We start from the raw sequence: 6,000 nt of genomic DNA on the forward strand, positions 1-6,000 counted from the left end.
CGTCGTGGTGTTTTTCTTCTCGCTCACGGTTCCTCCGGTGAGCGGGATTCAGCTTTTTTATGCAGGACGTATTCAGGGTGCTCCCCTGCAAGTAATAACAGGTACTCAAATTCACCTTTCGATAAATTAAGCTGGTTGTGGGTTTTAGCTTCTTTTTTCTGCCATGTACTTAAGCCTACGCCAAAAATCTCACCGCACTCTGTCTGGGTAAGGCCAATTTTTTTACGTAATTTCTTTATGTTTTCCGGTGTATTTTCAATAGTCATGCATCACTCTCCTTATATTCTTTCACCATAGTTAAGAGAATATTCTTATCAACAGGTCTTAAACCATTTTTTGTAAAGTCTATTGCCTCGACCTCACTTTCATTAAAAACCAGCTCACTTAACGTTCTCTTTGTTCTTTTTGTTTTTCCGTCAGTGAACTCCTTTGAATAACTGCTTATTTTTTTTACAAAATGGTATTTTTTATCAATCACTTCAAGATAATAAGTCAATCGCCCTTTGTTTTTTCTCATAACTGTTTCAAATATCCTGTAATTTTAACAAGTTGATCTATACTCAAACCCCTAATCTGCAAATCATAACGCTCGCCCTGCTCGGTGACTTTACCGTTCAATCCATTTTCAGCTTTAAAGCCTGTCAATGCCCCATACCAGCTTTCAAGCTGGACAAGTTGCGATAACATACCTTTCAGGATCAGAATTTCGTCCTTTTTTGCCGCCTGGCGTTTCTCATACTCAATCGCCTGTAACACCTCCTGCGAAGCATTTAGCAAAATTTTTCGCTCGATATTGGCTGCTATATCAACGGGATTCCGCTTCCTGGATAACGTACAAACATGATACGGACTACTCCAGGAACGACTATCCACACTCCCCACAACAGAAAATCGGTCTTTTTCCATCCGAATATGCACAGAGTAATTTTTAAACTGCGGTGACGTCAGTTTTATACGAGACGGACAATCATCAAGTTTGTTCACGCGCCAGCCGTTCCCCAGGATACGGCAGACAACTTCAAAGACAGGGTGATATTGTTCAAAAAAAGAGTTCATCTGTTTCCCTTTTTGCTACGTGGCTGCTGTTCCCGTCTTTTTGGGTTCGATGCCCCAAAAGACGGGCTGGTATGATATCGGGGGCTTCTCGCCCCCGTTCTGGTTACGCTCTGGTTTCCACGCGTTGCCACCCTGTCGCCCTGCGCTGTCCGGTTGTACCGTATTTTGCGCGGATTTCTTCTATCGTGTGTTCTTCACGATTCCAGTAACTTTTATGTTCGTCTGGACGATAAAACCATTGTTTTTTCTTTGCCGCCCATTTACACCCGATTTCTTTTAAAGTTTCCTTATGTGTAATAGTTTCTCCACTAATCCATACCCAGTTACCTATCACTTCAAATACCAGACCAGATAAACCAGAAAGAACGTTTAATACTTTTTCCAGGTCATCACCGTAATTATATCGTGCATGTTCATCAGCGCTCTGGAACTGATTTATTTTATCAATATTTGCCATCAAGACATCAAAAGCTGCATTTACCGCTTTCATCAGTTCAGCCCCTAACGGGTTACGATCTGGATGATATTTTAAAGCGGCTTTTCTGTATGCTGCTTTGATATCTTTTTCAGTTAATTCGCCGGATAATCCAAAAACGTTTAATGCTTCCTGGATATTCATTTTAAATCTCCTGTCCGTTTGGACTTAAGAAGGAAAGGAGCCAATCCCCTTTCGATGAAACAATAATACATCTATTTAGATGTATTATCAAGATTTATTTCCTGAAAACAGCAATTTACTTGATGATTTGCTCGTTTCTTAATCCGCGTCAGCGGATAGAAGGGGCGAAAGAAAATACCAGGGAGCAGCGGGGCCACATCGCCCCGAAGCGCGGCGCTGTACTGCGTGTGTGAGCGTCAGCGAGCTACGGGCGCAACATTACATTGCTGCATTAGCCCGGCATTCTCCACGCCCTGAAGGACGGAGTTTTACCCCATCATTCATACTAAAACCCCCTGGGTAAATACTACTACTATTAACATTTTTAACATGGTTGCAGGGGATACCCCCTGCAACTATTTTCTTAGTAGTATGATGTGAACTCGTGTTTTTCTTCCGGTGATCCTTTATATGCTGTTTCGAATTCCTCAATTTCAATTGCTGGCGTACTGTAATAATCACGCACTCGCCGTTTTAATGGCTCACCACAGAAATCATTAAGTAATGGGGTCTTATATCCGCTCATTGAATGAGTCCGATGAACTGAAGCGCGAATCTCCTGAACAGTTACGGTTTTTTTGCCATGAACAGAAATAACCTGGTAGAAATTAACGTTCGTTTGCTCATATCCCCAGGAAGATACAAACACATCGCCAACAGAAACAGTGCCGTTATTAAAAGTCAATGTTTTCATTTTAAATCTCCTGTCCGTTTGGACTTAAGAAGGAAAGGAGCCAATCCCCTTTCGATGAAATAATAATACATCTATTTAGATGTATTATCAAGATTTATTGCCTGAAAACAGCAATTTACTTGATGATTTGCTCATTTCTTAATCCGCGTCAGCGGATAGAAGGGGCGAAAGAAAATACCAGGGAGCAGCGGGGCCACATCGCCCCGAAGCGCGGCGCAGCCGCTGACGAACATACCAGGATGCACAGGGCCATCCCTTCACCCTGCAAAGCCCAACGGACTGACAGGCCATGATCATGCTGATTTGCGCCGCAGAATGCCGCAGTTAGCGCGAGCGCCAGCGAGTTTACGCCGTCCTGGTGCATTGCAGCAGGGCGGGGCGCTGTACTGCGCGTGTGAGCGTCAGCGAGCTACGGGCGCAACAACACACCAGGCAAAATCGCATCCTGAAAAGTTACCCTGTAACATACACACAATGTAAAGCGCAAAAAACAATTACATTGTAAAGACACAAACATCTTTACAACGTAACTATAATGAATACAATGTAAAGACAAATAAACCTTTACACTGTATATCCGAGGTTTCTATGGGGAGAGCATTACTTGTCGCATCAGATAAAGGCGGTGTAGGAAAAAGCACCACAGCAACAAACCTGGCTTCTTATCTGGTAAATAATTCACGAACGGTCATCATTCTGAAGACCGATAAAAACAATGATATTCTTAGCTGGAACGAAAAAAGAAAGCAGAATGGCTTATTACCGGTTCCTGTTTATGAAGAGTATGGCGATGTATCAGAAGTCATTAAGCGCCTGAAAAAAATATGTGAAGTGCTGATCATTGACTGTCCAGGGCATGACAGCAAGGAATTTCGCAGTGCCTTAACTGTAGCTGACATTCTGCTTACTCTCGTTAAGCCGTCTTCAGATTTCGAAGCAGAAACGCTGACTCATGTAACAGAAAAAGTTCGCACAGCTCAACAGATCAATCCAGACCTGCAACCCTGGGTACTTTTCACGAGAATTAACACGACAAAACCACGCCACAGAAAAGCAGCGATTGATCTCGACAAGTTACTCCGGGAGAACCCGGTGTGGATACAGCCACTTCGTACACGTATTTCAGATTTAGATATTTTTGAAGCGGCCTGTAATGAAGGCGCTGGCGTTCATGATGTACGTCGCGCATCCAGCCTTTCTACAGCTAAAGCACAAATAGAGCTTTTGGCGCAAGAGTTAGGCATCAATCCCTAATGGATGTAATACGACAGCTTTACATCATTAACTTTACACAGTAAAGCTAATGTAACACACGAAAGGTGATATAATGGCTCTTGACTTGAAAACTCCGGTAATACCAGGACAAAAAACAGAACAAACCAATGCAGACACAGCCCGATTCATCAATGAAGCTACCCGCAAAAAATCGGGAGCAACTAAAGTGACCAATGTCCGGCTTGGGGACGTTTACGAAGATATTCTGGAACGGGAAGCACTGCGAACAGGCCAGACAAAAACAGCAATAATGAAAGCGGCTCTTGCAGCTTACGAACACGGCCTGGACGAAAACGGAAAAAATCACTGGATTCTACAGTCAGCCAGGCTGAAATGATAAAGCCCTTCGGGGCTTTATCCCTTACGTTTTAATTGTTTCTTCTCGCTGGCTTTCTTACGGGCATCGAGAACCAGTTGCGCATAAGTTGCGTGTGCTTTTTTTACTGTACCAGCAGGTTTCCCGTAAAGGTCGTAACGTGTTGCGCCTGGTACAGTACAATTCTGAAGATATTGCCACCGGAACGTCATCACCTGAACCGCACAATTCCACTCTTCAATCGTCAGATCCACATCCGGGTTATCCGCCAGGTATTTCTCAACGTCCTGGAGAATCCCGCTTTTCAGGGGCAAGTTCTTTTTTTCGTCTGTCCATAGTTCAGGAAAAACAGCACGAACTTTATTGAAACACTTTTCAAAATATTCTTTCGGATATTTTGGGGGAAAAGTGATTTGTTTTTTCAAATACCAGGGCTGAGGCTGCTTTTTACGTGTTTTCTCTGCTACAGCATCTTTCTTCTGTACTTTCTTGTTTTCATTAACTGCTGATTTTTGTACTTCCTGCGGCTTTTCATTCACCACAGGATTTTCTGGCATGACCAGAACGCGGCGTTTTTTGACCACAATCACGGGTGTTTTTTTGGGCTGCATACTCGCCTCAATAATTGCTGTCATATTGACTAATTATACCATATTCACCAGTTAATATCCTGAAAATACATGGAAAAAGGGGGTATCCGTACAGAATACCCCCTTTGTAAAGGCGCTTAATGCCAGAACCACATCATCCCCAAAAAGGCGGGCTTTCGCCCGCCTCCGGGTTGCTACTTACCGCCGGATTCGTAAGCCATGCTTGCCGTAACCTCCCTGTATCCGTCCTTCAGCCGGATTTCGCACAGGCGATTCCGGGTCAGGAGTGTGAATATTAACAACGTGCAGCACACGATTAATACGCACCAGATAAGGGCGTTTCCCGGTAGTTTCATGGCCTTCTTCTCCTTGCGTAACGCGCGGTAAGAGGCTATCCTGATGTTGTTCAAGCATTGGGATCGCCTCGTGGGTTAATGAAAAATTAACTACGGGGCTTTCTTCTTTCTGCCGCACAACAAGATACAAACCACCTTTTCGCCATGAGGCAGAAAGCCTCAAGCGCCAACAACATTATATATCGACCAGAAACTTGAAAATACATGGTATTGCGTAAAGGGCGGTAAAAGTCTATCCTGGTGTTGTTGAAGCATTGGGATCGCCTCGTGGGTTAATGAAAAATTAACTACGGGGCTTTCTTTTTTCTGCCAGACAACAGGATACAGTGCGCCTTATATCCCCGTCCTTCAGGGCGTGGAGGATGTCAAATATTGACCAGGAATTAAATTCCCAGCTTTCGGCGTGGACTATACAGTGTGTGATTCACCACGATGAATCCTTTGTTGATCCACTGTGTTACCTGCGCAGGTTGAACTCCGGTCAGCCTGGCGAACGATGCCTGATTCCCCCGATAGAACTTGTTGATGTATTCAATCAAAGGCATTTTTTAATTCTCCGAAACAACGCAAAATCATATAGTAATTTACTATATGATTTTTATTTCGCAAGTGATTAACTCATCGGATTTCTTTGTAGTTAACGAAACGTTAAATTTAGTTTGTGCCTGGATTGACATCCTCCCCCACCTTCGCACTTCGTGACTCAGGAGGGGGATTCCCATTAGTGGGTGACGGCTGATTGCTCAGCCTCTGGTTCCTGCTTCAACGGGCGGCCTGACTGCACCATCCCTCCACAGGCAAGCACGGCGTGCCCCGCCGCTAAAATGTTACGAGCGCCGTTTACATCGGCGTTCGCTGTATATCCACATACCTGACACACAAATTTACTTTGTGACAGGCGATTTTCTTTCGCAGTATGACCACAGCACGCGCAACGCTGGCTAGTGTACGCTGGCGGAACAGCAAGCACCTGACCGCCACGCCAGAGCTGCTTGTACTCAAGCTGGCGGCGCATTTCATACCAGCCCTGATCCAGTATCGAACGGTTTAAACCT

The 6,000-nt window shown here is 44.4% G+C and carries 10 protein-coding genes and 1 pseudogene; 2 read left to right on the plus strand and 9 right to left on the minus strand.

The genetic code is table 11. The features are described from left to right. Positions 1-23: 23 nt before the first annotated feature. The 5 genes from ACJHXB_RS21690 to ACJHXB_RS21710 all read right to left on the minus strand — a co-directional run bounded on the left by ACJHXB_RS21690 (position 24) and on the right by ACJHXB_RS21710 (position 2,408). Complete coding sequence (locus ACJHXB_RS21690) at positions 24-266, minus strand: hypothetical protein (protein ID WP_000151456.1); 243 nt, start codon at positions 264-266, stop codon at positions 24-26. Beyond that, positions 263-517 carry a hypothetical protein gene (locus ACJHXB_RS21695; protein ID WP_001230709.1) on the minus strand — a complete coding sequence of 85 codons (255 nt, stop codon included), beginning with the start codon at positions 515-517 and terminating at the stop codon, positions 263-265. The genes ACJHXB_RS21690 and ACJHXB_RS21695 overlap by 4 nt, the downstream gene beginning before the upstream one ends. Beyond that, positions 514-1,056: a hypothetical protein gene (locus ACJHXB_RS21700; protein WP_001083904.1), complete on the minus strand. Its 543-nt coding sequence runs from the start codon at positions 1,054-1,056 to the stop codon at positions 514-516. The genes ACJHXB_RS21695 and ACJHXB_RS21700 overlap by 4 nt, the downstream gene beginning before the upstream one ends. Before the next feature lie 103 nt (positions 1,057-1,159). After that, a complete protein-coding gene (locus tag ACJHXB_RS21705) occupies positions 1,160-1,675 on the minus strand; it encodes a J domain-containing protein (RefSeq protein WP_001025393.1) in 516 nt (171 codons plus the stop codon). A gap of 403 nt (positions 1,676-2,078) precedes the next feature. Beyond that, on the minus strand, positions 2,079-2,408 hold the full coding sequence (locus ACJHXB_RS21710; protein ID WP_000855119.1) for a hypothetical protein: 330 nt from the start codon (positions 2,406-2,408) through the stop codon (positions 2,079-2,081). Positions 2,409-2,996: 588 nt separating this feature from the next. Here ACJHXB_RS21710 and ACJHXB_RS21715 point away from each other — a divergent pair. Next, on the plus strand, positions 2,997-3,662 hold the full coding sequence (locus ACJHXB_RS21715; protein ID WP_000532148.1) for a division plane positioning ATPase MipZ: 666 nt from the start codon (positions 2,997-2,999) through the stop codon (positions 3,660-3,662). Positions 3,663-3,735: 73 nt separating this feature from the next. Next, complete coding sequence (locus ACJHXB_RS21720) at positions 3,736-4,020, plus strand: hypothetical protein (protein WP_001162371.1); 285 nt, start codon at positions 3,736-3,738, stop codon at positions 4,018-4,020. A 17-nt stretch (positions 4,021-4,037) separates the two neighbouring features. Here the strand turns inward: ACJHXB_RS21720 and ACJHXB_RS21725 are convergent, their stop codons facing one another. The 4 genes and pseudogenes from ACJHXB_RS21725 to ACJHXB_RS21740 all read right to left on the minus strand — a co-directional run. Further along, on the minus strand, positions 4,038-4,634 hold the full coding sequence (locus tag ACJHXB_RS21725) for a ProQ/FINO family protein (RefSeq protein WP_000125165.1): 597 nt from the start codon (positions 4,632-4,634) through the stop codon (positions 4,038-4,040). A 149-nt stretch (positions 4,635-4,783) separates the two neighbouring features. After that, positions 4,784-4,906 carry a type I toxin-antitoxin system Hok family toxin gene (locus tag ACJHXB_RS21730; protein WP_223170659.1) on the minus strand — a complete coding sequence of 41 codons (123 nt, stop codon included), beginning with the start codon at positions 4,904-4,906 and terminating at the stop codon, positions 4,784-4,786. Continuing rightward, positions 4,851-5,003: pseudogene (locus ACJHXB_RS21735) on the minus strand (DUF5431 family protein); the annotation flags it as partial. The pseudogene ACJHXB_RS21735 and the gene ACJHXB_RS21730, both read right to left, overlap by 56 nt. 663 nt (positions 5,004-5,666) lie before the next feature. Further along, positions 5,667-6,000 (minus strand): RNA-guided endonuclease InsQ/TnpB family protein (locus ACJHXB_RS21740; RefSeq protein WP_260839915.1); only part of this gene is annotated, 334 nt, incomplete at its 5' end.

This window comes from Escherichia sp. WS3227_2, from assembly GCF_046486495.1.
In the GTDB taxonomy this organism is placed as follows: domain Bacteria; phylum Pseudomonadota; class Gammaproteobacteria; order Enterobacterales; family Enterobacteriaceae; genus Escherichia; species Escherichia coli.